General features: G+C 69.1%; 27 protein-coding genes and 1 tRNA gene. 19 read left to right on the forward strand and 9 right to left on the reverse strand.

All coding sequences use genetic code 11. The annotated features are described in order from the left end of the window. Window positions 1–33 precede the first annotated feature (33 nt). The 3 genes from ACZZZB_RS13965 to ACZZZB_RS13975 form a co-directional block, all read right to left on the reverse strand. Window positions 34–723: a M23 family metallopeptidase gene (locus ACZZZB_RS13965; protein ID WP_463529998.1), complete on the reverse strand. Its 690-nt coding sequence runs from the start codon at window positions 721–723 to the stop codon at window positions 34–36. Window positions 724–799: 76 nt separating this feature from the next. Then, the gene (locus ACZZZB_RS13970; RefSeq protein ID WP_161578666.1) at window positions 800–1,474 is read right to left on the reverse strand and encodes a hypothetical protein; all 675 of its coding nucleotides are present in this window, start codon (window positions 1,472–1,474) and stop codon (window positions 800–802) included. Between the two features lie 109 nt (window positions 1,475–1,583). Beyond that, window positions 1,584–1,874, reverse strand: a complete 291-nt coding sequence (locus tag ACZZZB_RS13975; protein WP_463529999.1) for a hypothetical protein — start codon at window positions 1,872–1,874, stop codon at window positions 1,584–1,586. A gap of 244 nt (window positions 1,875–2,118) precedes the next feature. Between ACZZZB_RS13975 and ACZZZB_RS13980 the strand changes: the two genes are divergently transcribed. The 8 genes from ACZZZB_RS13980 (at window position 2,119) to ACZZZB_RS14015 (ending at window position 6,812) form a co-directional block, all read left to right on the forward strand. Next, a complete protein-coding gene (locus ACZZZB_RS13980) occupies window positions 2,119–2,562 on the forward strand; it encodes a helix-turn-helix domain-containing protein (protein WP_463530000.1) in 444 nt (147 codons plus the stop codon). Continuing rightward, window positions 2,525–2,953 (forward strand): ImmA/IrrE family metallo-endopeptidase, encoded by a 429-nt coding sequence (locus tag ACZZZB_RS13985; RefSeq protein WP_244650706.1) that lies wholly within the window; start codon window positions 2,525–2,527, stop codon window positions 2,951–2,953. The genes ACZZZB_RS13980 and ACZZZB_RS13985 overlap by 38 nt, the downstream gene beginning before the upstream one ends. Before the next feature lie 21 nt (window positions 2,954–2,974). Then, complete coding sequence (locus ACZZZB_RS13990) at window positions 2,975–3,280, forward strand: DUF3253 domain-containing protein (protein ID WP_192005890.1); 306 nt, start codon at window positions 2,975–2,977, stop codon at window positions 3,278–3,280. A gap of 58 nt (window positions 3,281–3,338) precedes the next feature. Beyond that, window positions 3,339–3,929 carry a histidine phosphatase family protein gene (locus ACZZZB_RS13995; RefSeq protein WP_463530001.1) on the forward strand — a complete coding sequence of 197 codons (591 nt, stop codon included), beginning with the start codon at window positions 3,339–3,341 and terminating at the stop codon, window positions 3,927–3,929. Further along, window positions 3,926–4,723, forward strand: coding sequence for a sulfite exporter TauE/SafE family protein (locus tag ACZZZB_RS14000; protein ID WP_463530002.1), 798 nt, complete (start codon window positions 3,926–3,928; stop codon window positions 4,721–4,723). The genes ACZZZB_RS13995 and ACZZZB_RS14000 overlap by 4 nt, the downstream gene beginning before the upstream one ends. Window positions 4,724–4,786: 63 nt before the next feature. Continuing rightward, complete coding sequence (locus ACZZZB_RS14005) at window positions 4,787–5,236, forward strand: MaoC family dehydratase N-terminal domain-containing protein (RefSeq protein WP_085512810.1); 450 nt, start codon at window positions 4,787–4,789, stop codon at window positions 5,234–5,236. Then, on the forward strand, window positions 5,233–5,664 hold the full coding sequence (locus tag ACZZZB_RS14010; protein ID WP_244175598.1) for a MaoC family dehydratase: 432 nt from the start codon (window positions 5,233–5,235) through the stop codon (window positions 5,662–5,664). Before ACZZZB_RS14005 ends, ACZZZB_RS14010 begins: the two co-directional genes overlap by 4 nt. A gap of 11 nt (window positions 5,665–5,675) precedes the next feature. After that, window positions 5,676–6,812, forward strand: coding sequence for a UDP-N-acetylmuramate dehydrogenase (locus tag ACZZZB_RS14015; protein ID WP_463530003.1), 1,137 nt, complete (start codon window positions 5,676–5,678; stop codon window positions 6,810–6,812). 48 nt (window positions 6,813–6,860) lie between these two features. Here ACZZZB_RS14015 and ACZZZB_RS14020 read toward each other — a convergent pair whose 3' ends face one another. From ACZZZB_RS14020 to aceA, 4 genes are all read right to left on the reverse strand, one after another. Continuing rightward, a complete protein-coding gene (locus ACZZZB_RS14020) occupies window positions 6,861–8,072 on the reverse strand; it encodes a pyridoxal phosphate-dependent aminotransferase (protein ID WP_192005884.1) in 1,212 nt (403 codons plus the stop codon). A 73-nt stretch (window positions 8,073–8,145) separates the two neighbouring features. Then, window positions 8,146–8,766, reverse strand: a complete 621-nt coding sequence (locus tag ACZZZB_RS14025; RefSeq protein WP_192005882.1) for a hypothetical protein — start codon at window positions 8,764–8,766, stop codon at window positions 8,146–8,148. Between the two features lie 168 nt (window positions 8,767–8,934). Then, a complete protein-coding gene (gene aceB, locus ACZZZB_RS14030) occupies window positions 8,935–10,590 on the reverse strand; it encodes a malate synthase A (protein WP_463530565.1) in 1,656 nt (551 codons plus the stop codon). Window positions 10,591–10,684: 94 nt separating this feature from the next. Beyond that, window positions 10,685–12,031 (reverse strand): isocitrate lyase, encoded by a 1,347-nt coding sequence (aceA, locus tag ACZZZB_RS14035; RefSeq protein ID WP_274500381.1) that lies wholly within the window; start codon window positions 12,029–12,031, stop codon window positions 10,685–10,687. 151 nt (window positions 12,032–12,182) lie between these two features. On the opposite strand from aceA, the gene ACZZZB_RS14040 reads away from it, so the two are divergent. Further along, complete coding sequence (locus ACZZZB_RS14040) at window positions 12,183–13,676, forward strand: helix-turn-helix domain-containing protein (protein WP_463530004.1); 1,494 nt, start codon at window positions 12,183–12,185, stop codon at window positions 13,674–13,676. A gap of 60 nt (window positions 13,677–13,736) precedes the next feature. Here the strand turns inward: ACZZZB_RS14040 and ACZZZB_RS14045 are convergent, their stop codons facing one another. Beyond that, window positions 13,737–14,810 carry an alkene reductase gene (locus ACZZZB_RS14045; RefSeq protein ID WP_463530005.1) on the reverse strand — a complete coding sequence of 358 codons (1,074 nt, stop codon included), beginning with the start codon at window positions 14,808–14,810 and terminating at the stop codon, window positions 13,737–13,739. Window positions 14,811–15,048: 238 nt separating this feature from the next. Here ACZZZB_RS14045 and ACZZZB_RS14050 point away from each other — a divergent pair, with 238 nt between their 5' ends. Beyond that, a complete protein-coding gene (locus ACZZZB_RS14050; RefSeq protein ID WP_164486849.1) occupies window positions 15,049–16,317 on the forward strand; it encodes a low temperature requirement protein A in 1,269 nt (422 codons plus the stop codon). Here the strand turns inward: ACZZZB_RS14050 and ACZZZB_RS14055 are convergent. Continuing rightward, a complete protein-coding gene (locus tag ACZZZB_RS14055) occupies window positions 16,292–16,852 on the reverse strand; it encodes a DUF805 domain-containing protein (protein ID WP_463530006.1) in 561 nt (186 codons plus the stop codon). The two genes, ACZZZB_RS14050 and ACZZZB_RS14055, sit on opposite strands and share 26 nt — an antisense overlap. A gap of 140 nt (window positions 16,853–16,992) precedes the next feature. Between ACZZZB_RS14055 and ACZZZB_RS14060 the strand changes: the two genes are divergently transcribed. The 9 genes from ACZZZB_RS14060 to ACZZZB_RS14100 all read left to right on the forward strand — a co-directional run bounded on the left by ACZZZB_RS14060 (window position 16,993) and on the right by ACZZZB_RS14100 (window position 24,879). Continuing rightward, complete coding sequence (locus tag ACZZZB_RS14060; protein ID WP_124767354.1) at window positions 16,993–17,592, forward strand: hypothetical protein; 600 nt, start codon at window positions 16,993–16,995, stop codon at window positions 17,590–17,592. Window positions 17,593–17,673: 81 nt separating this feature from the next. Continuing rightward, the gene (locus ACZZZB_RS14065; protein WP_463530007.1) at window positions 17,674–19,029 is read left to right on the forward strand and encodes a signal peptidase I; all 1,356 of its coding nucleotides are present in this window, start codon (window positions 17,674–17,676) and stop codon (window positions 19,027–19,029) included. A gap of 174 nt (window positions 19,030–19,203) precedes the next feature. After that, window positions 19,204–19,276: transfer RNA gene (locus tag ACZZZB_RS14070), tRNA-Trp, on the forward strand. A gap of 41 nt (window positions 19,277–19,317) precedes the next feature. After that, window positions 19,318–19,590, forward strand: coding sequence for a preprotein translocase subunit SecE (gene secE / locus ACZZZB_RS14075; protein ID WP_079706702.1), 273 nt, complete (start codon window positions 19,318–19,320; stop codon window positions 19,588–19,590). Between the two features lie 139 nt (window positions 19,591–19,729). Next, entirely contained in the window at window positions 19,730–20,692 is a 963-nt protein-coding gene (nusG, locus tag ACZZZB_RS14080) for a transcription termination/antitermination protein NusG (RefSeq protein ID WP_079706703.1), read from the forward strand. Between the two features lie 93 nt (window positions 20,693–20,785). Beyond that, entirely contained in the window at window positions 20,786–21,217 is a 432-nt protein-coding gene (gene rplK / locus ACZZZB_RS14085) for a 50S ribosomal protein L11 (protein ID WP_056014074.1), read from the forward strand. A 114-nt stretch (window positions 21,218–21,331) separates the two neighbouring features. Then, complete coding sequence (rplA, locus tag ACZZZB_RS14090; protein ID WP_079706704.1) at window positions 21,332–22,021, forward strand: 50S ribosomal protein L1; 690 nt, start codon at window positions 21,332–21,334, stop codon at window positions 22,019–22,021. A 79-nt stretch (window positions 22,022–22,100) separates the two neighbouring features. Beyond that, window positions 22,101–22,652, forward strand: a complete 552-nt coding sequence (locus ACZZZB_RS14095; RefSeq protein WP_463530008.1) for a GNAT family N-acetyltransferase — start codon at window positions 22,101–22,103, stop codon at window positions 22,650–22,652. 175 nt (window positions 22,653–22,827) lie between these two features. Then, complete coding sequence (locus tag ACZZZB_RS14100; RefSeq protein WP_463530009.1) at window positions 22,828–24,879, forward strand: hypothetical protein; 2,052 nt, start codon at window positions 22,828–22,830, stop codon at window positions 24,877–24,879. Window positions 24,880–24,922 lie beyond the last annotated feature (43 nt).

A 24,922-nucleotide genomic window follows, 5' to 3' on the forward strand; every position in this document is an offset into this window, starting at 1 on the left:
TCTGCTCGGGGGCTTCCTCCATTCCGGCGTGGGTTACCGCGCGGCCGCGACGAGATCGGCGATGCGCTGGCCTCGGGCGTTCGCCTCGGCGACGAGCGTCGTGACCTGGTCCTGGGTCAGGCCGGTGACCTGGCCGTACGCCTTCGTGTTCGCGGCGATGGAGAACCCCTGTCCGCCGCTGGTGGAGGTGTACATCGTGCCGAACGTCTCGGTGACGAGCGCGATGGTGCCGCCTGGCACACTGATGATCTTGGGCATGTCTGACTCCTTGAGTGGTTGGACGGGGTCCTCGCCGTTCAGGCGAGCGTTGATGAACGGATACGGATCGGTGGTGACGCGGATGTCGGCGTTGTTCCACGTGCCGTCCGCGGTGAAGGTGATGGTGAGGTGCAGATGGGCTCCGCTGGAGGCGGATCCGGTGTTCCCGACGACGCCGACGGGTTCACCTCGGACGATCGCCGCGCCGACCTGATGCGGTGAGGCGGCCGCCAGGTGCGAGTAGCCCGAGTACATGCCGTCGGGGTGGGCGATGACCAGGACGTTCCCCAGGGCCGCGTTCCACCGGTTGGCGGAGACGACGCCCGCTGCGACCGCCGGGATCGCGGCTCCGGCGCCGGGCTGGTAGTCCAGCCCGCGGTGCGGTTGGGTCCGTCCGCCGGCCATCGATCCCCAGCCGTCGGCGAGGTCGATCTGAGCGAACGGGTGCTGATACTTGAGAACCATGAGGCTCCTTTCGTGGTGCCGATGGGGATGCCCCCGAGCAGTTACGGTCTGCTCGGGGGCATCTGTTTCGCAGCGGCTATGCGCCGACCTTTGCTTTGATCGCAGTGACGATTGCGCGGATGCCGCCGTCGTTCTGGATCGCGAGGATGCTCTCGATGTTGTTGAAGCGTCCTCCGAAGTTGGATCGCAGGTGCGAAACGTAGCCTCGGATCCCACCTGCAACTCCATCGACGACGTTCACAGCGAGGATCTTCTCGATGTTGTCGAGGCGGGCATTGAGTGCTGCTTCCTGAGCGGGGGTCATGGTGTCTCCTGGGTTCTGTGTGTTGCCGTCGATGAATTTGGTGAAGTCCACACGCTGTCCAGCGCTGTTGACTCCGTGGATGTGCAGATGCACATCGCCGCCGTAGTCGCTGCCATTGGCAGATGCACCGGACTTTCCGATGATCTCGCCAGCGGAATAGTGACGTTCGGCGTTGTACGAGGCGGCGTGTTGGAAAACGATGCCGACCATGGGGCCGGCTCCTTCTCGCGTCTCCGCCGCGACCTGCCGAGCGACTGGAGTGTCGAGCCAGAGTGTGGCTCGACGGCCGGCCGATCCGACCATGCCGTGGTTCTGCAGCGTGCCCGCTGCAGGTGCCGGCAGGTCGGTGTTGTAGCCGAGAGGATAGTCCGTACCGCCGTCCGAGTAGGACAGGTGGCCAAGCCAGGTGCCGGTGACCGGCCATCCGGCGAATGGGTTGTAAACCATGAGCCCTCCTTTCTGTTGATGGAGGAAACGTCCTCCGACGTTCGAACGTGTGTTCGAGTACGACTCTATGGCGATCTCGTCGTCTTGTCCAGTTTATTTTGCCAATCATTCATGAAATTCTTTCTTGAGTGGCAGATTCAGTGCCTGAATCGGGTCGTGCGTGGCGGGGAGTGGATCCTGCACTCAGTCTCGTCAGGAACCCGTTCACGCCCGGGATTGCCATGATGCGGGCCAGTGCTGCGGCGATCGCCGCCGTCGTGGCCACGGCTGCCGCCGCCCAGGCGTAGACGTCGTCCGGAAGGAGTTCTCGGATCGCCTCCAGGAGTTGTGGCGCGATGATGCTCGCGGTCGTGATGCAGGCCACCGAGCTCAGGATCACGGCCGCGGTCGTCTGGATCACGGTGCGGATGATCCGCTGTGCAGGAAATGGGACGGGCGGTGGTGTCGGTGGTGTGGGCGGTGGTTCCGGTGAGGTCCGGTGTTCGGTCATGGTGCCTCCTCAGGCGTCGTGGGTGGTGGTATGCGACCCGGATGGTTCCCAGAAGTTGTCTCATCTGGCATCATTCAGGTCGGAGGTGACACTATAGAGCGCATGAGGCAGGTTTTCTGCCGTTCGTGACAGGGTTTCTGGCTACGATCGGAACGTGAACGCAGCAGAGGCGATGGTCAATCAGGCGTTGGCGGACGAACTCGTGGCCGCCTACAAGCGGCGACGCATGAATCAGCGCGCCCTGGCTGAGGCGACGGGGATGAGTCCGACGACGCTGCAACGTGTCCTCGCCGGTCGCAGCGAGATCAGTGGCCCGACCTTCGTCACGCTCTGCGCCGCGACCGGTGCCGATCCGGTGCGACTCCTGGCCGACGCCCTGCAAGCGGTCGGGGGGATGACCCGGATCGAGGCCGAACTGCAGGCGAGCGACGACGAGCGTGTGGCTCCCGTGTCGGACACCACTGCTACGAATGACGAGCTGGATCGCAGACGCCGGCAGAGGGAAGCTGCGTCGTGGACGACGGAGCAGTTGGAGGGGGAACGTGGGGCGGCGATCATCGATGGAGAACTGGAGCAACCCGAGCCGGAAGCCCCGTGAGCGTGGACGCGCCTACGACCCGTATGCGCACGCGGAGGAGCTCGGTCTCGCGGTGATCTTCCGGCCCCTGCGGGTGTCCCACGAGCGCTGGCTGCCGTCCGCGCACACGATCGTCATCCAGGAGTCGCTCCGGTCCGTGCATCGGCGGAACGCCCTCGCCCATGGCATCGCGCACTGCGTGCTCGGCCACGAGGACGACCGACCGAAGCACGAGGTGCAGGCCGACCGCTTCGCCGCGTCGAACCTCATCGACCTCGACGAGTTCCGAGCCATCGCGCGTTGGGCACCGGACCTCGAGCATCTCGTCGCCGAACTCGGCGTCACGAAGCGCCTGGCCCGGGCGTTCGTCGCGCAGCATGCGGATCTGTCCCGGCACGCCGACCTCGCCTAGCGGTGCGCGCATACTGGGACCATGACCGACGAAGCCGCACCGGACCCGACGCCGGCGGCAGCCGTGGACGACGACCTCCTGGAGTCGACGATGCTCGACCTGCTGGGGAAGCGGGCCGCGACCTCGTCCATCTGTCCGTCCGACGTCGCACGAGCGGTCGGTGGCGACGACTGGCGAGCGCTGATGGACGACACCCGCCGGGTCGCGTGGCTCTTGGTCGACGAAGGCCGGGTGCGGATCACACAGGGCGACGAGGCGGTCGACCGCGCGACGGTCCGCGGACCCATCCGGATCCGATGGGCGAAGGACGCCGTCGACGAGCAGTGAGCTCCGTGTCGCGGTGAAGGCCGGAAGACCTCGGTCCGACGCCGGTTAGGCTTGAGACATGACCATCGCCCTCATCCGTCACGGACAGACCGCCTGGAACTTCGAACGACGGCTGCAGGGCACGACGGACATCCCCCTGAACGACACCGGGCGGGAGCAGGCGGCGACGGTCGCCCCTCGGCTCACCGGCACCTGGGATGTCATCGTCAGCTCCCCGTTGGGGCGCGCACGCGAGACCGCGCAGATCATCGCGGACGCGCTCGGACTCGAACTCGGCCCCACCTACCCCGACGTCGTCGAGCGCCACTACGGCGACGCCGAGGGCGCGACGGCGCAGATGGTCCTCGAGAACTGGCCAGACCACCAGTACCCGAACCTCGAGACCGAGGAGTCGGTCATCGAACGCGGACTCCGCGGGATCGACGCCATCGCACGCGACTTCCCCGGGCAGAACGTCCTCGTCGTGAGCCACGGCACCCTCATCCGCCTCACCCTCAGTCACCTCTCCGGTACGACGGTCCCACCGCTGGAGAACTGCTCCGTCTCGGTCATCGAGGCGACCGACACCGGTTGGTCGCTCCTGGACGCCGGTACCGCTCGCACGACGCCCTCGCTCGAGACGGCGCTGTCCGGCTCCAGCGCGCAGTGAGCGGGAACGACTCGACCGGGCGTCCGGTCCGCTCCCCGTCAGGCATCGCCTGGCTGATCGGCATCGGACTGACCGCCGGATTCCTCTCCGGGCTGTTCGGGGTCGGCGGAGGCATCCTCATCGTCCCCGCCGTCGTCTTCCTCCTCGGCTTCGGCCAGCGGCTCGCCGCGGGGACCTCACTGGCCGCGATCGTCCCGACCTCGCTCGTCGGCGTCGTGTCCTATGCGGTGAACGGGACCGTCGACTGGGTGGCGGCGATCCTGCTGGCGATCGGTGCGATCGGCGGCGCACAACTCGGCAGCTACCTCCTCTCCAAGCTCCCCAAGAAGGCGCTCCAGTGGGGCTTCATCGGCTTCCTGCTCGTCGTGGTGGTCTCGCTGTTCCTCATCGTCCCGTCCCGCACGGCCGAGATCGACCTGCACGTCGGCTCGATCATCGGCCTCATCGTGCTCGGCTTCCTGACCGGTGTCCTGTCGGGGCTGCTCGGCATCGGCGGCGGGGTCGTCGTCGTGCCGATGCTCATCCTGCTGTTCGGCGCGAGCGACCTCATCGCCAAGGGCACCTCGCTGCTCATGATGGTGCCGACCGCGATCTCCGGCACCATCGGCAACGTCCGGCGAGGCAACGTCGACCTGACGGCCGCAGCGATCATCGGCATCGCCGCCTGCACGACCACCGCTCTCGGCGCCATCGTCGCGTCGGTCGTCCCGCCGTTCGTCGGCAACCTGCTCTTCGCGGCGTTCCTCGTGGTCATCGCCATCCGCATGGTGTTCCAGGCGATCAAGCGCTCCTGACGGGCCGCTGCCGGTCCGTCCGTGCCCGGTCGGCGAGCCAGGGCAGCGGGTAGGCTTGAGGGCGTGTCAGTGAACCCAGAGCTCGCCGGTCGGGTCTTCCCGCCCGTCGCCCCGTACCTGGTCGGACGCGAGAAGATCCGCGAGTTCTCGCGGGCCGTCTTCGCGACGAACCCGATCAACCTCGACCCGGAGGCGGCCCGCGCCGCAGGATACGCCGACGTCGTGGCGCCGCCCACCTTCGCCGTCGTCGTCCAGGAGCACACGCTCCAGCAACTGCTCGCCGCACCCGACGCGGGTATCGACTTCAGCCGGGTGGTCCACGGCGACCAGCGTTTCGTGCACCATCGACCGATCGTCGCCGGTGACGAGCTCACCGCGCAGCTGACCGTCACCGCGGTGAAGTCCCTGGGTGGCCACTCGATGGTGACGTGCGACTCGGTCATGACCGATGCCACCGGCGAGCCCGTGGTCACCGCGACCTCGACGCTCGTGGTGCGAGGAGACGAAGGATGAGCGACGTGCAGCAGACCCCGACCATGCCGGCTGTCGGAGACGTCGTCGCGGAGCGGACCGTCCACCTGACGCGCGACGCCCTCGTGCGGTACGCCGGCGCCTCCGGGGACTTCAACCCCATCCACTACCGCGACGACGTCGCCGCGTCCGTTGGACTGCCGGGCGTGCTCGCCCACGGCATGCTGACGATGGGGATCGCGGCCCAGCCGGTGGTCGACTGGATCGGCGACCCCGGTCGCGTGCTCGAGTACCAGGTGCGGTTCACCCGACCGGTCGTCGTCGACCCCGAGACCGGCGCCGACCTCCAGATCGTCGCCAAGGTCGGCAAGATCGACGAGGAAGCCCGCACCGCGCGCGTCGACCTCACCGTCACCTACGCCGAGCAGACGGTGCTCGGCAAGGCGCAGCTCGTCGTCAGCTTCGCCTGACCCGGAGGACCATGAACGACGCCATCCGTCTGAGCGAGCTCACCACCCTCGGGGTGGGCGGGCCCGCCGCAGCCTTCGCGGAGTGCACGAGCGAGGCAGCGCTGATCGAGGCCGTGCTCGACGTCTGGAACACCGACCAGCCGTGGCTGTTGCTCGGCGGCGGGTCGAACCTGCTGATCGGCGACGAGCCCGTCGACGCGACCGTCATCCGGGCGGCCAACCGCGGCATCGAACGCCTCGACGCGCCGTCCGGCCGTGTCCGCCTGCGGGTGCAGGCCGGTGAGGACTGGGACGCGCTCGTCGCCTTCACCGTGGAGCACGGCTGGGCGGGCATCGAGGCGCTCTCCGGCATCCCGGGATCCTGCGGGGCGGCCCCCGTCCAGAACATCGGCGCCTACGGGCAGGAGATCGTGTCGTCGCTCGTCGCCGTCGACCTGCTCGACGAGGAGTCGCAGACCGTCGAGCGCGTTCCCGCCACGGAGCTCGGTCTCGGGTACCGGACGTCGGTCTTGAAGCGCCACGGTGGCGGAGAGCCCGAGCGCTCCGGCGTGGTCGTGGCGATCATCATCGACCTCGACGACGTCGGCGCCGACGGCCTGGCCGCACCGATCGCCTATCAGCAGCTCGCCTTCGCGCTCGGCGTGGAGGTCGGCGAGCAGGTCCGCCTGGCCCAGGTGCGCACGACGGTGCTCGCGCTCCGGACGTCGAAGGGTATGGTGCTCGATCCCGACGACCCCGACACCGCCAGCGCCGGGTCGTTCTTCACGAACCCGATCGTGTCGGAGCACGTCGCCCGCTCGCTCCCCGGCGATGCTCCCTGGTGGCCCGTCGACCCGCCGGCCGACGACGACACCGAGTACGTCTTCCCGCTCGGCGAGGTCGTCAACCCGCCCCGTCCGGCCCCGACCGAGCGCCTCGCGAAGCTCTCGGCCGCCTGGCTGATCGAGCGGGCCGGCGTCCGTCGCGGGTTCGCACTCCCCGGATCGCACGCTGCGGTCTCCACGAAGCACACGCTCGCCCTGACGAACCGTGGCGGGGCGACCGCCACCGAGATCGCCGAGCTCGCGCGATTCGTGCAGGCGCGGGTCCACGCCGAATTCGGCGTCCTCCTGCAGCCTGAGCCCGTCGTGGTCGGCGTCACGATCTGACGCTGATGCGAGGTCCGCTCGCCCGGGGACGAGCGAGCGGACCTCGGGTCAGGATGCGAACAGGCGCTGGAGGCGCTGGACGCCCTCGAGGAGCTGGTCGTCGCCGAGCGCGTAGCTGAAGCGCAGGTAGCCGGACGGCCCGAACGCCTCGCCGGGCACTGCCGCGACCTCGGCCTGGTCGAGCATGAGGTCGGCGAGTTCGAGCGACGTCTTGGGCGTCACCCCGCCGAACGTCCGGCCGAGCAGCGCCGTGACGTCGGGGTAGACGTAGAAGGCGCCCTGCGGGGTCGGCGTCTCGAAGCCGTCGATCTTGTTGAGCTCACCGACGATGAGCTTGCGGCGGCGGTCGAACGCCTCACGCATCGCCTCAGCGGCATCCTGCGGACCGGTGAGGGCCGCGATCGCCGCGCGCTGCGCGATGTTGTTCACGTTGCCGGAGAGGTGCGACTGGAGGTTGCCGAGCGCCTTGATCGCGTCCGCCGGGCCGACGGTCCACCCCACGCGCCAGCCCGTCATCGCGTACGTCTTGGCCACGCCGTTGACGAGGAGCGTCTGCTCGGCGAGCTCGGGCACCGCTTCGACGATCGACGTCGCGCGGACACCATCGTAGGTGAGGTTCTGGTAGATCTCGTCGGTGATGACCCAGATGCCGTGCTCGAGCGCCCACTCGCCGATCGCCTTCGTCTGCTCGGGGGAGTAGACGGACCCGGTCGGGTTCGAGGGGGAGACGAACAGGAGGACCTTGGTGCGCGGGGTGCGCGCCGCCTCGAGCTGCTCGACGGTGACCTGGTAGTTCTGCGAGGCGTCGGCGAAGACGTCGACCGCGACACCGTCGGCGAGCGCGATGGCCTCGGGGTAGGTGGTCCAGAAGGGCGTCGGCACGATGACCTCGTCGCCCGGGTTCAGGAGGACCTGGAACGCCTCGTACACCGACTGCTTGCCGCCGTTGGTGACGATGACCCGGCTCGGGTCGACCTCGAGACCGGAGTCGCGGAGCGTCTTCTCCGCGATGGCGGCGCGGAGGTCCGGCAGGCCGGCCGCTGGGGTGTACCGGTGCGCCTTCGGGTCGCGGGCGGCGACGAGCGCCGCTTCGACGATGTGCTCGGGCGTCGGGAAGTCCGGCTCGCCCGCCGCGTAGGAGATCACGGGTCGGCCTTGCGCCTGCAGCGCCTTCGCCTTCGCGTCCACCTTCAGCGTGGCGGACTCGGCGATCGCTGAGATCTTCGTGGACAGGCGGGGCGTGGGAGTCGATTCAGGCACGAGTCCGAGCGTACCGAACCCGGTGTCGCGAGGACAGTGCGTGACGCGGACCGGACCTTGTCGGGGGCGGAGCCTATCGGGACCGGGCGCCGTCGACGGCCGCTGCCGCCCAGGCCACCCCGACGCCGATGGCGGCTGAGGCTGCCGTGAGCAGGTCGTCTCGGGTGACGCCCGACCACCCGGTGTGGGTCAGGCGCTCGGTCAGCAGTGGCACGGTGGCGAACCCGAGGAGCAGGACGAAGGTCGGCAGGGATCGACCACGGACGATCAACCAGACCGCGGCAGCGGTGAAGGCGCCGATCGTGACCGACATCGATCCGTAGAGCAGGAAGGGCGGCGTCGCGTTGGTCACCGACGCCGACCCGACCGCATGGACCGTGAGCCCGGCCACGACGACGGCGGAGGCGAGCACGCGGCGCGCCAGGGAGGCCGGGGCGATCAGGGCGCCGGCTACGAGAACCGCGCCGCCCACGAAGAACTGGAGGAGCAGTGCGCCGATGACGTCGGCGTCCGACTGGAGCCACATGACGTTCAGCCCGGCGCGCATGGCGAGGTATCCGCCCAGGACGATGGCCACGAGCGAGGCGCCGTAGCGGCTCGAGGCGTTCCATCGATGCGCCTGCTGGAGTGCCGACGACGGCCCACCCGGCGACATGGTCCCGACGGTCGATGCTTCCTGCACGTTCCGGGTCATACGCCCGACTCTACGGGGGCCCGAGCGGACCGGACAAGGGCGCCGGAACCGCCGTGCGCCGGTCCACAACTCCTGCTCCAGCACCGAGGGCCTCGACCGCCGCGCGTGGATGGCGCGCGGGCCGGAGCTGACGGTCCATGGTGAGCAGGAGTTGTGGACGCCGGGCACCTACGCCGGGTCGACGAGGTACCGCGTGTACGCCGGAACGGTGAGGAAGGTCGGGAACTCGTCGCGGAGTGCCACCTCGCGGAACAGCTCGGCAGCGTCGTCGAAGCGGTCGTCGGCGGTGCGGGGGAGCGAGGCGAGCATCTCGTCGAGGAGGCCTTCGACCCGCTCACGGGTGATCGGACGGCCGTCGTCGGTCGCGACGTCCTGGTGGATCCACTGCCAGACCTGCGATCGACTGATCTCCGCCGTCGCCGCGTCCTCCATGAGTCCGTCGATCGCCGCGGCGCCGATCCCGCGGAGCCAGGAGTCGAGGTAGCGGACGGCGATCGACACGTTGTCACGGAGACCGGCGTCCGTGACCGCCCGACCGATGCGCACGTCGAGGAGCTGTGACGGTGTCACCGACACGTCCTCCCGCAGTCGGTCGAGCTGGTTCGGACGATCGCCGAGGACCGCGTCGAACTCGGCCCTGGCTGTCTCGATGAGGTCCGGGTGCGCCACCCAGGTCCCGTCGAAGCCGTCACCCGCCTCGCGGCGCTTGTCGGCTGAGACCTTCTCGATCGCGCGCGCCGTCGCCTCCGGATCGCGCCGGTTCGGGATGAACGCGGACATCCCGCCGATCGCGTGCGCACCGCGGCGGTGGCACGTCTGCACGAGGAGTTCCGTGTAGGCGCGCATGAACGGCACCGTCATCGTCACCTCGCTGCGGTCGGGCAGGACGAACCGGGCACCGCGCCCCCGGTAGTTCTTGATGATCGAGAAGATGTAGTCCCAGCGACCGGCGTTGAGGCCGGCGCAGTGGTCGCGGAGCGCGTACAGGATCTCGTCCATCTCGAACGCCGCGGGGAGCGTCTCGATGAGCACGGTGGCGCGGATCGTGCCGTGGTCGAGACCCAGGCGTTCCTCGGTGAACGTGAAGACGTCGTCCCAGAGCTGCGCCTCCTCGCTCGACTCCAACTTCGGGAGGTAGAAGTAGGGCCCGTGGCCGGCGTCGATGAGCGGGCGGGCGTTGTGGAAGACGTAGAGGCCGTAGTCGACGAGGCTCCCGGAGGCCGCCATCGCCGCCCCGGAGCGGTCGATGAACCGCAGGTGCTTCTCCACGAGGTGCCAGCCGCGCGGGCGCATGACGATCGTCGGCGTCTCCGTCGCGGTGACGCGGTACACCTTCCCCGCCTCGTTCGTGAACGTCAGCTCGCCGCGGACGGCGTCGCGCAGCGAGAGCTGACCACCGATGACGTTGGCCCACGTCGGGCTCGTCGCGTCCTCCTGATCGGCGAGCCAGACGTTCGCACCGGAGTTGAGGGCGTTGATCGTCATCTTCGGATCGGTGGGGCCGGTGATCTCGACCCGGCGGTCCTCGAGACCGGGCCCGGCGCCGGCGACGCGCCAGGAGCGGTCCTCCCGGATCGCCGCGGTGTCGTCGCGGAACCGCGGATCGCGGCCGTTCCCGATCTCGAAGCGTCGGCGCATGCGCTCGGCGAGGCGGTCGTGCCGCGCACCCGCGAACCGCTGGTGCAGGTCCGCGAGGAAGGCGAGGGCGTCCGGGGTGAGGATCTCCTCGTACCGGTCACCGAGACGACCGACGACCTCGATGGCGGGGCCGGTGCGCTGCGTGGGCACCGGCGCGGTGGTGGGTGTGGACGGGGAAGCGAGCATGGTGTTCATGGGGTGACTCCGTTTCGGATGGTCGTGCGTCGGATGGGCCCGTCGAGCGGTCCCTGAGCTTGTCGAAGGGCGGGGCTGGTATGGATCAGTGGAACTGTTGTTCCTCGGTCGACCCGGCGAGGGCGAGGGTGGCGCTGCCGGGGTTGAGGGCGGTCGCGACCAGGTCGAAGTAGCCGGTACCGACTTCGCGCTGGTGCTTGGTGGCGGTGTAGCCGCTGGCCTCTGCGGCGAACTCGGCTTCCTGGAGGTCGACGTAGGCGCTCATCGCCCGCTCCCGGTAGTCGCTCGCCAGGGTGAACATCGAGTGGTTCAGCGCGTGGAAGCCGGCGAGGGTGATGAACTGGAACGCGTATCCCATGGCGGCGAGCTCCCGCTGGAAGGACGCGATCTGCGCATCGTCGAGGTGCGACTTCCAGTTGAACGACGGCGAGCAGTTGTAGGCGAGCAGCTTGCCCGGGAACCGCTCGTGGACGGCCTCGGCGAACCGCCGGGCGAGGTCGAGGTCGGGTTCCGCGGACTCGACCCAGAGCAGGTCGGCGTACTCCGCGTAGGCGAGGCCGCGTGCGAGCACCGGACCGATGCCGTTCTCCACCTCGTAGAAGCCCTCCGGGGTCCGGTTCCCGTTCAGGAACGGCAGATCGCGCTCGTCGATGTCGCTCGTGAGGAGCGTGGCGGCCAGCGCATCGGTGCGGGCGATGACGATGGTCGGGACACCAGCGACGTCCGCCGCCAGCCGGGCCGCATTGAGGGTCCGGATGTGCTGGCCCGTCGGCACCAGCACCTTGCCGCCCATGTGGCCGCACTTCTTCTCAGCCGCGAGCTGGTCCTCCCAGTGGACGCCCGCGGCGCCGGCCTGGATCATGCCGGCCATGAGTTCGTAGGCGTTGAGCGGTCCACCGAAGCCGGCTTCGGCGTCGGCGACGATCGGCGCGAGCCAGTCGATCGCCTCGGGTCCCGGCGTCTCCCCGACGGCTCGCTCGGCGAAGTCGATCTGCTCGGCCCGGAGCAGCGCGTTGTTGATCCGCCGGACGACCGCCGGAACCGAGTTCGCCGGGTAGAGGCTCTGATCGGGGTAGGTCTGCCCGGAGAGGTTCGCGTCGGCGGCGACCTGCCAGCCGGAGAGGTAGATCGCCTGCAGGCCAGCCCGGACCTGCTGCACGGCCTGGTTGCCGGTCAGCGCGCCGAGGGCAGGCACCCACTCCTCGGTGTGGAGGAGGTTCCACAAGCGCTCCGCCCCTCGGCGGGCGAGCGTCGGCTCCTCCCGGACACCGCCGCGCAGGCGGACGACGTCCTCAGCGGTGTAGTCGCGGCGGACCCCGTCCCAGCGCGGGTCGGTGTCCCACTCGCGCTGCAGTTCCTCGGCCGTCTGCGTCTGGTCGCCGGCGCGGAGGGGCGTGCGGTGGTCGGTCGGTCGGGTGGCTTCGTTGCTCACGATGACTCCTGTGGTGTCGAGGTCGGTGGGGCGGGTCGTGCTGTGGGAACGATCCTGCGCTCGCCGCAACCCCGACGGACGTCATCCGTGGACAGAAGAACGGCCGACCTTCTGTTTGCCGGAACAACCGGCGCGTGTGAGCATGATCACCATGACCAGCACCGCCGCTGCTCCACCCGTCTCCGCCACCGCTGGTGACGGACCTGGTCCGCACGCGGACGCCCTCGTCCTCGGTCGCCGGATCCGCGATGCCCGATCCCGTGCGGGCCTCACCCTCGACGAGCTCGCGCAGGCGATCGACCGCGCACCGTCGCAGGCGTCGGCGATCGAGAACGGGCATCGGGAGCCGAGCCTCTCGATGCTCCGCGTCATCGCCGCGGCCCTCGGCACCACCGTCGACGACCTCCTCCGTGACGAACCGCCGAGCGACCGGGCCGCGCTCGAGATCGCCGTCGAGCGTGCCCAGCGGGGGCCCGTCTTCTCCGCCCTCGGGATCGCGCCCATCCGCGTCTCGAAAGGGACGGCGGACGAGACGCTGCGCACCGTGCTGGCGCTGCACGACGAGGTCGCCCGCCTGCATCGGGAGCGTGCGGCGACACCCGAGGAGGCGCGCCGGGCCAACGCGGTCCTCCGGGCGGACATGCGCGCGGCCGACAACCACTTCCCCGAGCTCGAGGCCGTCGCGAAAGGACTGCTCGACGCCGTCGGCTACACCGGAGGGCCGGTCTCGCACCAGACGGTCGCGGAGATGGCACAGCACCTCGGGTTCTCGCTCCACTACGTCGGCGACCTGCCGCACTCGACGCGCTCGGTCACCGACCGGCGCAACGGTCGGATCTACCTGCCGACCGAACCCTCGATGTCCCGTGATTCGCGTTCCCCCATCCTCCAGGCGTTCGCCAGTCACCTGTGCGGACACGAAGAGCCGGGAAACTACGCGGACTTTCTGCGGCAGCGCGTCGAGACCAACTACCTGACGGCGGCCATCCTGCTGCCCGAGCGCGACGCCGTGCGCGTCCTCGGCGAGGCGAAACAGCTCCGGCGCATCTCGATGGAGGACCTGCGCGACGCGTTCGCGGTGTCGTACGAGACCGCCGCGCACCGCTTCACCAACCTCGCGACGAGGCACCTCGGGCTCCCGGTGCACTTCATGAAGGTGCACGAGTCGGGGACGATCATCAAGGCGTACGAGAACGACGGGGTCACGTTCCCGTCCGACGTCCTCGGAGCAGTGGAGGGCTCGCTCGTCTGCCGCAACTGGACGGCCAGGACCGTCTTCGACGTCGAGGACCGCTTCAGCCCCTGGTATCAGTACACCGACATGGACACCGGCACCTTCTGGTGCACCTCGCGGATCGAGAAGGCCAAGGAGGGCGAGTACTCGGTCAGCGTCGGCGTCCCGTTCGCGCACGTGAAGTGGTTCCGCGGACGCGAGACGCCGCATCGGTCGACCTCGAACTGCCCCGACGAGCGATGCTGTCGTCGGGCGTCGCCGGCGCTCGCCGAACGGTGGGAGGGGAAGGCCTGGCCGGCGGCGCGGACGCCGACGAGTCTGCTGGCCGCGCTGCCGACCGGATCCTTCCCGGGGGTCGACTCCGTCGAGGTGTACGAGTTCCTCGAGTCGCACGCGCCACGGGCGGACTGAGGTGAGGCACCTCGTCGCCCGACGAGGTGTCGCGCGACGAGGTGCCTCACCTCAGCGTGATCAGCTCGCGAGGCGCGGGTAGTCCGTGTAGCCCTCGGCGCCCGGGCCGTAGAAGGTGGCCGGGTTCGGGGTGTTCTCCTCGTGCTCGCCCGCCCAACGCTCGACGAGGTCGGGGTTCGCGATGGCGAGACGCCCGACGGCGACGGCGTCGGCATGCGCGTGCTCGACGAGGGCGATCGCCTCGTCGCGCGTCGTGACGGTGCCGAAGCCGCTGTTGACGATGAGCTTGCCGCCGAAGTGACCACGCAGGTCCTGGACGAGCGCGCCGGCCGGGTCCTCGTGGAGGATGCTGACGTAGGCGAGGCCGAGCGGTGCCAGGGCGTCGAGCAATGCCTCGTAGGTCGCGCGGACGTCGGCCTCGTCGGTCTCCGCCGTGTCACCGGCGCCGTTCATCGGGGAGATGCGGATGCCGACGCGCGCTGCACCGACCGCCGCGGCGACGGCGCTGACGACCCCGGCGACGTACGACGCGCGGGCCTCCGGGCTGCCTCCGGCGCGGTCGTCGCGCACGTTGGAGACGGGGGAGAGGAACTGGTGCAGCAGGTAGCCGTTCGCGGCGTGGAGTTCGACGCCGTCGAGGCCTGCCTCGATCGCGTTGCGGGCGGCCTGGACGAACTCCTCGCGGACCGTGTTGAGCTCCTCGGTGCTCAGCGCGTGCGGGACGGGGTACGGCTGGGCGCCCGCCGGCGTCCGGACCTCGCCGGCGATGGCGATCGCGCTCGGCGCGACGATGCGGTCGGTGCCCGTGATGTCGGTGTGCGAGACGCGGCCGCCGTTCATGAGCTGCATGACGATGAGCCCGCCCGCTCCGTGCACGGCCTTCGCGACGCCACGCCAACCCTCGACCTGCTCGGGGGTGACGATGCCGGGCTGGCCCGGGTAGGAGCGCGACTCGGCGCTCGGGTAGGTGCCCTCCGTGATGATGAGCCCGAGTCCTGCGCGCTGGCTGTAGTGCTCGGCGACGAGGTCGCCGGGGACGCCGTCGGCTCCGGACCGCATGCGGGTGAGCGGGGCCATGACGACGCGGTTGGCGAGTTCGAGGTCGCCGAGTCGGACGGGCGCGAAGAGATCCATACGGGTGATGCCTTTCGTGGGGGATGCGGCTCGCGGAGGACGCGGCCTCCGGACGCAACCCGGCTGCGGCCGTCGATATTCCGATGATGCTTCTGGACCTTGTGTATCTGGAATACTTCTTGCTAGGCTCACGGTGTGGTCGTCGGGCTCTGTCCCCGCAGCTCGCGACGAGCACGACCCGGTGTCGACGAATCCGAGGGGGAGGCGTCGGCACCGGGAACCCTGCCAGGATACGAAGATGCCCGCCCCCAGATTCGGCCTCGTCTCCGATCTTCGTCGTCCGGAGTCCGGTGAACGCGCCGAGCGCGTCACCTTCGTCGAGTTGTTCTTCGACCTCGTCTTCGTCTTCGCGCTCACCCAGCTGAGCAAGCTCATCGCCGACGACCAGAGCGTCACCGCCGCGCTCGAGTCGATCGTCCTCATCCTGGCGCTCTGGTGGTCCTGGGTGTCCACGAGCTGGGTGACGAACTGGCTCGACCCGGAACGGCTCGCGGTGCGACTCGCGCTCATCGGCTTCGGCCTGTTGGCGTTCGTCGCGGCGGTGTCGGTGTCGGCTTCGTTCACCGACCGCGCGCTGGCGTTCGCCGTCGCCTACGTCGTGCTCCAGCTCATCCGGACGCTGTTCATGGTCGTGGCGACCTGGCGGCACGACCGCGACGTGGCCCTGAGCTTCGCACGCGTCCTCGTCTGGACCGCGTTCGCCGCGGTCTTCTGGATCGCCGGCGCGCTGGTGCCGACCGACTGGCAACTGGCGTTCTGGATCTGCGCCGTCGCCATCGAGTACGGCGGCGGGGCCCTCGGATTCCGGTTGCCGGGTGTGCGGACCTCGGAGGTCGAGAGCTGGGAGCTCTCCGGTGCGCACCTCTCGGAGCGGGCGTCGCTCTTCATCATCATCGCGATCGGCGAGTCGCTGCTCGTCACCGGGTTCGCGTTCGTCGAGCTCGAGACGTCGGTCGCCGCCGTCGTCGGGATGCTGAGTGCCTTCGTCTCCGCGGTCGCGCTGTGGTGGTTGTACTTCCACCGCACGGAGGCGGCGGGACGCCGAGCGGTCGAGGCCGCCGAGGAGGAGGCCGACCGCGCCGACGGTGACGAGGGTCGTCCCGGTCGACGAGGGCCGGGACGTCTCGGACGCATCGCGCGCGACGGATACAGCTACGCCCACGTCGTGATCGTCGCCGGGATCGTGCTCGTCTCGGTGGGGGACAAGGAGATACTCGACCGACCGGCCGACGCCGTCGAACTCGCCGGGGGCGTCGTGATCCTCGGCGGCCCGGTCCTCTACCTCCTCGGGCTGTCGCTGTTCCGGTTCGTCGTCGACCGTGCCGTTCCACTCGCGCCGGTCATCGGCCTCGCGATGCTCGCTGGCTGCGCGGTCGCCGCGTTCCTCGTGCCGCAGCTCGGGGAACTCGTCCTCGGGTGTCTCTGCACGCTGGTGCTCGTCCTCGCCGCGATCGCCGACACGGTCCTCCCGGACCGGCGGGTCACTGCGGAGCGTCACCAGGCTTGATCTGGGCGCCCTCGCGGTGCGGCCCCGTGTCGTAGCGGGCACCGCCCCGGTCGCTCGGCTGCGCCGCGAGCCAGATGAAGAAGAACCAGCCGAAGATCGGGACCAGGTTGATGAGCTGCCACCAGCCGCTGTGGTCCGTGTCGTGCATGCGACGGGCGTTCAGTGACAGCCCCGGGATGATCGTCGCGAGGCCCCAGATCCCGGACAGGACGCTCTGGACACCCCATGCGGGTCCTTCGGTGACCTGACCCTCCCAGAAACCGGCCGTCACCCCGGTCGCGACGTCGACACCGCGTCCGATCACCAGGAGCGCGGTGACGATGACCGCGTGGACGACCACCCACCACCAGAACTCGCTCCGGCTGGCCCGCCCGGTGAAGATCGGATACCGCTTCCAGAAGCGGAGGAACGCCTGGATCGGGCCGGCGCCCGGGAGCGGGCTGTCATCCGCGAAGCGGGCCGGGATCCGGCGATCGTCCTTGCGGTCCGTCGCCGCCGCATTCACGGTGACTGCGTGTTCGTCTGCGCTGCTCATCGGTCCCCCTGGGTCGAGTCGTCGTGCATTCGTGCGTCCACCCTACCGACATCGCCAGCACATGTTGTATTTCAGAACAACATATGGAATATTAGTTGTACAACACGTGCCGATTTCGGCCCCGACCCTGGAGAATCACCATGACCACCGCCCTGTCCCCTCGATCCCGCCGTCTCGTCCGCTGGGCCGCACTGCCCGTCGCCGTCCTGGCGAGCGGCGTCATCGTCTCGACCGCCTCCTACGCCGCCTTCACCTCGTCGACCGACAACTCCGGTAACGCCTGGAGTGCCGGAGCGATCGCGCTGAGCGATGACGACTCCGGCGCCGCGATGTTCGCCGCGGACGACCTGCAGCCCGGCTCGACCGGTGTGAACTGCATCGCCGTCACCTCGGACGGTTCGCTGTCGTCCGACATCCGTCTCTACGCGGACAACGCGGCGCAGACGCAGGACCTCGACCAGCACCTGCAGCTCGACATCCTCCAGGGCGCCGGCGGCGGCTACGGGTCCTGCGAGGACTTCGTCCCCGCGACCACGGGCGCGTCCGTCTACAGCGGCACCCTCGCCGGCCTCGCGAACACTGCGTTCGACCACGCGTCCGGACTCGGCTCGTGGGCCTCCGTCGGCGGCGGCGAGGAGCGCGTCTTCAAGGTCACGTACACGCTGTCCCCGGATGCGCCGAACACCGTCCAGGGCGGCACGGCGGCGGTCGACCTCGTCTGGGAGGGTCGCACCTCCTAGGCGATCCCGGTGCTCTCGTCCCGCTGACGGGAGCACCGCGGCCCGCCTGTCCCCGTCCACCTCGTCCCTCTGGGAGCTCTCATGGAACCGTCATCCGCCCGCCGGCGCATCGTGTCGTCCGGCATCGTGGTCGTCGCCCTCGGTGCGCGCGTCCTCGCGTTGCTCGCGCTGTGCCTCCTGGCGTGGGCCGCTGTGCCGAAGCTCGTCGGGTGGGTTCCGACCACCGTGGCGTCAGGTTCCATGGAGCCGCGCATCAGGACCGGCGACGTCGTCGTCTCGATGCCGATCGACGGCGCCGACGCCGCGGCCGGCCAGGTGGTGCTCGTCGATGACCCCGCGAAGGACGACACCTACCTCCTGCATCGCATCGTCGAGCGGACGTTCGACCGGCTCCGCTTGCAAGGCGACGCGAACCGTCAACCGGATCGGCGGCTCGTGGACGATCAGGATGTCCGTGGTCTCGGTATCCTCCGCGTCCCGTTCATCGGACTTCCGATCGTGTGGGCGCACGAGGGTCGGTGGGCGGAGCTGGCCCTGCTCGCTCCTTCGGCGGCGGCGACCGGCTGCGCCATCGTGTGGACGCGGCGGTTCCTCGTCGACGAGCGTGGCCGCACGACCTCGCGTGGGCGGTTGCAGGCCATGGCCCCGGTGGGCGGCGTCGCTCTGGCCGGTGTCCTGGCGATCGCGGCAGTCGTGCCGACCGCCGGTGCGTCCTGGACGAGCGCCGCGGACTCCTCGGGCAACCACCTCGGAACCGAGGTGTTCTCCTGCCTCGGCCAGCCGCTCGGTGCTCCGGAGATGTGGTTCGACTTCAACGAGCCGAGCGGTACGGCGCTCGTCAACGCCGGGTCCGGCCCCGGGTTCGCCTTCATCAGCAACGAGGCCGTGCGCGTCGACGGTGTCTGTGGGGACGGTCCCTTCGCCCGACTGGACGGAGTCGGGACCCAGGTCACGACGATGCCTCAGGTCTCTTCGCCGCGGACCTTCTCGCTCGAGACCTGGTTCCGCACCACGCGCCCGCAGGGCAAGCTGATCGGCTTCGGCGTGGCACAGACGGTCGGGTCCTGGAAGGCCGATCGGCACCTGTACATCGGCCCTGACGGACGACTGGTGTTCGGCGTGCAGTCCGGTTCGCCTGAGGTCGTCATGTCGCCTGAACCGGTGGTGGACGGCGAGTGGCATCACGTGGTCGCCGTCATGTCCGAGTCGTCAGGAATGGAGCTGTACCTCGACGGCGAGTTGGTCGCGTCGAACCCGAGCACCGGTTCCACGAACTACCGCGGCTACTGGCGTATCGGTTTCGACAACGTGACGGCTGGCTGGCCGAACGCCCCCACGTCGCCCTGGTTCGGGGGCGACCTCGACGCCGTCGGCGTTCATCTGCGCGCGCTGTCGGTCGAGGAAGTCGCCGATCACGCGGCAGCCGGGCGCCCGTGACCGACCGTGGTCGGCTGCAGGGTCCCGCCGGTTTTACAGCCGGGCGACCGTGCCGTACACTGGATGGAGGTAGTTGAAATCTGCCATGATTTTCTGCGCCTGTTTTCACCCGTGTGGTGAGGCAACGCTCAGGAGTTCAGGGTAGCTTCGACCCCTCCGGTGCGTCAGCACTGAAGGGCGGTGGCTCAATTGGTAGAGCAGCGGTCTCCAAAACCGCAGGTTGCAGGTTCAAGTCCTGTCCGCCCTGCGAGTCGGTGCGTATGCACCGGCACACGAAAGGTGTAACGAGTGGCCCCGAAGAGTACCGACACGCCCGGCGAGGACGTCGTCGTCAAGGCGAAGGCGGACCGTGCCGAACGGCGCGGCTTCTTCTCGGGCATCGTCCTGTTCCTGAAGCAGGTCTTCGCGGAACTCAAGAAGGTCGTCACGCCGACGCGGAAGGAACTCCTCAGCTACACGGCCGTGGTGCTCGTCTTCGTCTGCATCATGATGGCGCTCGTCTACGGCATCGACTTCGTCTTCGCCTGGGTCGTCACGCTGGTGTTCGGTACCGCGAGCTAGTTCCGCTCAGGTTCCGGTGCTCCGGTCCGGCACCCGGGTTCCACAATCACAGACGGCGACGCAGTCGTCATGCGTCAGGATCTGGCGCCGCGGTCGGGGATCACCCACGATCCGCACAACAGAAACGGAATGGAAATCAGTGTCTGAGCGAAACTCGAACGACGTCGACTGGGCAACCGCTGCCGAGCAGTCCTCGGAGGACGACGAGGCCCAGGAGGGCAACGTGCTCTCGGCCGACGAGCACTCCGTCGACCCCGCTGAGCACAACGCCGTCCACGTCGAGGAGACCGGCGACACCGAGGTCGACCTCGACGCCGTGCTCGACGCGATGGCCGAGGCCGTCGACCCCGAGGCCGACGCCGTCGTCGACGACGCCCTCGAACTCGACGAGGCAGCCGAGGTCGAAGCCGCAGCAGAGGCCATCGCCGAAGAAGAGGCAGACCCCACCGACGCCGACGCCGAGCCCGCCGAGGAGTCCGAGGAAGACCCTTACGACGCGTTCCGCAAGGAACTCCGCTTCCTGCCCGGCAAGTGGTACGTCATCCACTCCTACGCCGGTTTCGAGCGCAAGGTGAAGGCCAACATCGAGCAGCGCAAGTCGACGCTCGAGGTCGCGGACTACATCTACCAGGTCGAGGTCCCCATGGAAGACGTGGTCGAGATCAAGAACGGCCAGCGCAAGATGGTCACCCGCGTCCGCATCCCCGGCTACGTGCTCGTCCGCATGGACCTCAACGAGGACAGCTGGTCGGTCGTCCGCCACACGCCTGGCGTCACCGGCTTCGTCGGCAACGCGCACAACCCCACGCCGCTCCGCTTCGAAGAGTCCTTCAACATGTTGAAGTCGCTCGTCGAGGTCAAGGAGACCGCGCCCGTCAAGGGCTCCGGCACCAAGGGCAGCGCCACGCAGCAGCGTGTCATCCCCGCCGAGGTCGACTTCGAGATCGGCGAGACCATCACGATCAAGGAAGGCTCGTTCGCGGGCCTCCCCGGCTCCATCAGCGAGATCAAGCCCGAGAGCGGCAAGCTCACGGTGCTCGTCTCCCTCTTCGAGCGCGAGACTCCGGTCGAGCTCAGCTTCGACCAGGTCACCAAGCTCTAAGCCACACGGCTCCACAGTCCACCGCCGCCCGACGGGCGCGCGGGAGAGCGCACATCGTCCGATGGCGTTCGAACCCCAGAAGAAGGAAGAAACATGGCACCGAAGAAGAAGGTCACGGGTCTCATCAAGCTGCAGATCCAGGCCGGCGCCGCAAACCCCGCTCCCCCCATCGGCCCCGCCCTTGGTCAGCACGGCGTCAACATCATGGAATTCTGCAAGGCGTACAACGCGGCCACCGAGTCGCAGCGCGGCAACGTCATCCCCGTCGAGATCACCGTCTACGAGGACCGTTCGTTCACCTTCATCCTGAAGACCCCGCCCGCAGCGGAGCTCATCAAGAAGGCCGCCGGCGTCGCCAAGGGCTCCGGTACCCCGCACACCGTCAAGGTCGCGAAGCTCACCAAGGAGCAGGTCCGTCAGATCGCCGAGCAGAAGGCTCCTGACCTGAACTCGAACGACATCGACGCAGCCGCGAAGATCATCGCCGGCACCGCCCGCTCCATGGGCATCACGGTCGAGGGCTAGTCCTTCCGAACCGCACGGGGTGAGCCGTCCAGGCCACACCCTCGCACCTTTCTTTTTCACTCGTGGCAGCGCCGGCCAGGCGCAGATGACCACATTTCTCATAGGAGAACACACATGGCACAGAAGTCGAAGGCCTACCGGGCCGCAGCCGAGAAGATCGAGGCTGACAAGTTCTACACCCCGAACGAGGCCGTCGCCCTCGCCAAGGAGACCGGTTCCGCCAAGTTCAACAGCACCGTCGAGGTCGCCCTCAAGCTCGGTGTCGACCCGCGCAAGGCGGACCAGATGGTCCGCGGCACGGTCATCCTCCCGCACGGCACGGGCAAGACCGCCCGCGTCATCGTCTTCGCGACGGGCCCGGCAGCAGAGGCCGCGATCGCGGCCGGTGCTGACGAGGTCGGCGGCGACGAGCTCATCGCGAAGGTCGCCGAGGGCTACACCTCGTTCGACTCCGCGGTCTCCACCCCGGAGCTCATGGGTAAGGTCGGTCGTCTCGGTAAGGTCCTCGGTCCCCGTGGCCTCATGCCGAACCCCAAGACCGGCACCGTGACGCCGGACGTGGCCAAGGCCGTGTCCGACATCAAGGGCGGCAAGATCGAGTTCCGCGTCGACAAGCACTCCAACGTGCACTTCGTCGTCGGCAAGGCCTCGTTCGACGCATCGCAGCTCGAGGAGAACATCAACACCGCGCTCGAGGAGATCCTCCGCCTCAAGCCGTCCTCCTCGAAGGGCCGTTACATCCAGAAGGGCGCCGTGTCGACCACGTTCGGCCCCGGCATCCCGCTGGACGTCAACTCCATCTAGTCTCACCAGTACGAAGGTCCGGTCGCGTCACGCGACCGGGCCTTCGTCGTTCTCCGGGGTGGCGTCGTACGATGCAGGGATGGTCTCCACCCGCACTGCTCAGGCCGACGACGCCGCCACCCTCGCCACGCTCGCCGCAGCGACCTTCGCCCTCGCCTGCCCACCCGGCACCGCGCAGGAGCACATCGACGCGTTCATCGCCGAGCACTTCACCCTCGACCGGTTCACCGGCTACCTGGCAGATCCCGGACGCGCGCTCCGGCTCCTCGTCGACGACGATGACGGCACGGCCATCGGCTACACGATGCTCGTCTTCAGTGATCCGATCGACCCCGACGTGCTCGCCGCAGTCACGCACCGCCCGACAGCGGAACTCAGCAAGCTGTACGTGCTCCCCGCGAGCCACGGTGCCGGCGGAGCGCGCATGCTCATGGAGGCGACGCTCGACGACGCCCGGTCGCGCGGGGCGCGATCGGTGTGGCTCGGGGTGAACCAGCAGAACGCCAGGGCGATCCGGTTCTACGGCAAGAGCGGCTTCGAGGTGGTGGGGACGAAGACGTTCCTGGTCGGGCCCGAGCGGCACGACGACTTCGTGATGGAGCGGATGTCGGAACGGGGCCTGATCGGCTAGCCCTGGCAGGCCTCGGTAAGCGTGCGGACGAGCAAGCTGTTCGACTGATATGTTTGTGGAAGAAATGAGCGGCGCTCGGTGAGCTGCGCCCTCGATCCTCCCAAGCACGTCTCCCTCCTGGTGGAGGCCGAGGCGGCGCGGGCCGACAGGCCCGATCACGAAAGGACGCCCCTCCATGAAGCCCCACACAGCCCTCTCGATGGTCGTCCTGACGGCCGTCGCCGCCACAGCACTGGCGTCCGGTCCGGCATCGGCCGCGCCCGTCGGTCAGGCCGGATCAGACGCGGAGACGTCGGTGACCGCCACGCAGCCGCGGTTGCGCGGCAAGTTCGTGACCGATCCGGCGTGGTCCACCGGATTCCACGGATGGGCGCCGCGGGGGTCCTCGCAGTGGCTCACCCACCCGCAGTCGATCGGCACCGGCGGGCCCTACGGGTTGTCGTACGAGGCAGCGCTGGCGGCCGCCGCCACCGCGACCTTCCCTGCCGTCGGCACCAGCGGTCGGATCGAGATCAACGGCCAATGCCTCACCACGGACCGGGGCGGCACGAGGACCGATCTCGTGCGCGTGGCGAGCTGCTCCTCGGCGAGCACGCAGTTCACGCTGGCCGCCGACGGGTTCCTCACCGATCCGTCCGGGCGGCGCCTGAACGTCCTCGGGGTCGGCACGAAGGACATGCAACTCGGATTCGGGCCGAACAACGACGCAGACGTCAGCAAGCTGGTGATGAGCCAGCTGGTGCCGGACCTGTCGCCGTCGGCCTCCGTGCCGACCCCGTCGCTCCGGCAGGGCGAATCGGTCCAGGTCCAGGCGACCTTCAACACCGACGCGGGTGGTCAACGGATCGACATCGTGCCGCCGCTCGGTACCAGGATCACCGCCGTGGCGAACCCGGCATTCGCGCTCGACAGCACCGGTGCCGGGGGCACCCTGCCGATCGGCACCACCGCCGTCACCTTCACCCTCACTGCCGACGCCGACGCGCGGCTCGGCCTGGCCACCGGCGGGAGCGTCAGCTGGTCCACGAACCGGGTGAAGCTCGCGGACTTCACGGCGAACGTCCTCGCGGCACCCATCGCGCCTGGTGTCGCCATCCCGAACGTCACCGTACGACAGGGGGACGCCGTCGAGGTCCCCGTCGCCTTCACCGAATCGGTGTCCGGATCCGCGGAGATCGTCGTCCCGGCCGGGCTCAGGCCCACCGGCGATGCGCCGGCCGGATTCAGCTGGTACCCCGCGAGCAACAGCTACCGGGGCACGATCACGGCCGCGAACCGATCGTTCACCCTGGCGCTGACCGCGAACGCCGATGCCGCCGTCGGCGTGTTCGACGGCGCCGTGCGCGCCACAGGGATCGACCAGGTGTGGACCGCGACGGTCGAGGCCGGTGCGCCGGTTCCCGACGCCCCGGTCGTCCTGCTCTCACCGGCGATCGGTGGGGTCCTCGAGCCCGGCGCCCCGGTGTTCTCCGGGACCGGTCAGCCCGGTGCACTGATCCAGGTCTACGGAGCGTGGGGTTCGCTCCTGGGTGAGACCCGCGTGGAAACGGACGCCACCTGGACACTCACCTGGAACAAGGCGCTGACCCCCGGGACCTACTCGGGCGGTTCGGTCCGGCAGTACCTCGACGGCAAGCCGTTCACGAGCGTCCCGTACGACTTCCGAGTCGACTGGCGGGTGGCGCCCCTCGTCGTGACCTCCCCGTCGGTCGGGGCGATCGTCTTGGAGACCAACCCCGTGTTCACGGGCACCGCGCAGCCGGGTGCGGCGATCGAGATCCGCGGTGCATCGGGAGACCTCCTGGGCGCCGTCGACCGCGTCGCCGACGACGGCCGATGGACCATCACCTGGAACAAGACCCTGCTGCCCGCACGGTACGTCGGCGGCACCGTCCGGCAGTTCGTGGACGGCGAGCAGACCCACTCGGTCGTCTACGACTTCACCGTCGTCGTCCCACGCCTCGAGGTGGTGTCGCCCGCACTCGGCGGCACCATCGCTGGAACCCGGCCGGTGTTCTCCGGCCACGCGAACCCCGGCGCCCTGATCAAGATCCGCGGGGCCTGGGGCACGGACCTCGGGAGCATCACGGCCGGACCGCAGGGCGACTGGAGCATCACCTGGCCGTCGGACTACCTGCCTGCTCGGTACTCGGGTGGCACGGTGACGGAAGCCGTGGGTGGCACGGTGGTCAGGACACTGCCCTACGACTTCATCCTCGTCCGCTGAGCGTCGGGTGGCGGCGCCGTAGCGGCGTCGTCACCCGACGGCC

Source organism: Plantibacter sp. AC185 (assembly GCF_979258065.1).

Coding starts and splice junctions, on each gene's coding strand:
- ACZZZB_RS13965 (WP_463529998.1), bottom strand. CDS start 723: ATGGTTCTCAAGTATCAGCACCCGTTCGCTCAGATCGACCTCGCCGAC.
- ACZZZB_RS13970 (WP_161578666.1), bottom strand. CDS start 1,474: ATGGTTTACAACCCATTCGCCGGATGGCCGGTCACCGGCACCTGGCTT.
- ACZZZB_RS13985 (WP_244650706.1), top strand. CDS start 2,525: ATGGAGAACTGGAGCAACCCGAGCCGGAAGCCCCGTGAGCGTGGACGC.
- ACZZZB_RS13990 (WP_192005890.1), top strand. CDS start 2,975: ATGACCGACGAAGCCGCACCGGACCCGACGCCGGCGGCAGCCGTGGAC.
- ACZZZB_RS13995 (WP_463530001.1), top strand. CDS start 3,339: ATGACCATCGCCCTCATCCGTCACGGACAGACCGCCTGGAACTTCGAA.
- ACZZZB_RS14010 (WP_244175598.1), top strand. CDS start 5,233: ATGAGCGACGTGCAGCAGACCCCGACCATGCCGGCTGTCGGAGACGTC.
- ACZZZB_RS14015 (WP_463530003.1), top strand. CDS start 5,676: ATGAACGACGCCATCCGTCTGAGCGAGCTCACCACCCTCGGGGTGGGC.
- ACZZZB_RS14025 (WP_192005882.1), bottom strand. CDS start 8,766: ATGACCCGGAACGTGCAGGAAGCATCGACCGTCGGGACCATGTCGCCG.
- aceB (WP_463530565.1), bottom strand. CDS start 10,590: ATGCTCGCTTCCCCGTCCACACCCACCACCGCGCCGGTGCCCACGCAG.
- ACZZZB_RS14040 (WP_463530004.1), top strand. CDS start 12,183: ATGACCAGCACCGCCGCTGCTCCACCCGTCTCCGCCACCGCTGGTGAC.
- ACZZZB_RS14045 (WP_463530005.1), bottom strand. CDS start 14,810: ATGGATCTCTTCGCGCCCGTCCGACTCGGCGACCTCGAACTCGCCAAC.
- ACZZZB_RS14050 (WP_164486849.1), top strand. CDS start 15,049: ATGCCCGCCCCCAGATTCGGCCTCGTCTCCGATCTTCGTCGTCCGGAG.
- ACZZZB_RS14055 (WP_463530006.1), bottom strand. CDS start 16,852: ATGAGCAGCGCAGACGAACACGCAGTCACCGTGAATGCGGCGGCGACG.
- ACZZZB_RS14060 (WP_124767354.1), top strand. CDS start 16,993: ATGACCACCGCCCTGTCCCCTCGATCCCGCCGTCTCGTCCGCTGGGCC.
- ACZZZB_RS14065 (WP_463530007.1), top strand. CDS start 17,674: ATGGAACCGTCATCCGCCCGCCGGCGCATCGTGTCGTCCGGCATCGTG.
- rplK (WP_056014074.1), top strand. CDS start 20,786: ATGGCACCGAAGAAGAAGGTCACGGGTCTCATCAAGCTGCAGATCCAG.
- rplA (WP_079706704.1), top strand. CDS start 21,332: ATGGCACAGAAGTCGAAGGCCTACCGGGCCGCAGCCGAGAAGATCGAG.
- ACZZZB_RS14095 (WP_463530008.1), top strand. CDS start 22,101: ATGGTCTCCACCCGCACTGCTCAGGCCGACGACGCCGCCACCCTCGCC.
- ACZZZB_RS14100 (WP_463530009.1), top strand. CDS start 22,828: ATGAAGCCCCACACAGCCCTCTCGATGGTCGTCCTGACGGCCGTCGCC.